Source organism: Reyranella sp. (genome assembly GCF_052439685.1).
Lineage (GTDB): Bacteria > Pseudomonadota > Alphaproteobacteria > Reyranellales > Reyranellaceae > Reyranella.
The window spans coordinates 1-543 of record NZ_JBQVQG010000069.1; the positions used below are offsets into that span (position 1 = coordinate 1).

The window sequence follows — 543 nt, forward strand, 5'->3', positions numbered from 1 at the left end:
CCTCGCCAATCAGCAAGAGAATAATATACACGAGCTAGGACAGCGGCTCGTCGAGCAGCAGCAGCTTGGGCTCGATCACCACCGTGCGCGCCAGCGCCACGCGCTGCTGCTGCCCGCCCGAGAGCTGGCTCGGCCGGCGCTGCGCGTAGTCCTGCAGACCCACCAGTTCGAGCGCGGCCCCGACCTTGCGGCGCAGCGAGTCCTTGGGCTCCTTGCGCTCCACCAGACCGAAGGCCACGTTGTCCCACACCGTCATGTGGGGCCACAGCGCGTAGTTCTGGAACACCATGCCCACGTTGCGCAGGTGCGGCGGCGTGCCGGTGATGTCCTTGCCGTCGATCAGCAGCTCGCCACGCTGGTGCTGGTTGAAGCCGGCGATGAGCCGCAGCAGCGTGGACTTGCCGGAGCCCGAGGGGCCGAGCAGGGCGAAGAACTCGCCCGGCTCGATGCGGATGTTGACGTCCTTGAGCACCTCGGTGCTGCCGTAGCTCAGGCTGATGTGGCGCGCTTCGAGGGAGACCTTGTTCAGATGCATGGCTGTCT

At 66.5% G+C, this 543-nt stretch carries 1 protein-coding gene; it reads right to left on the bottom strand.

The window, feature by feature from the left end; genetic code table 11:
- Nucleotides 1–34: 34 nt before the first annotated feature.
- The coding region (locus tag ACT6UX_RS30330) for an ABC transporter ATP-binding protein (RefSeq protein ID WP_444778853.1) at nucleotides 35–543 on the bottom strand (509 nt) is incomplete at its 5' end.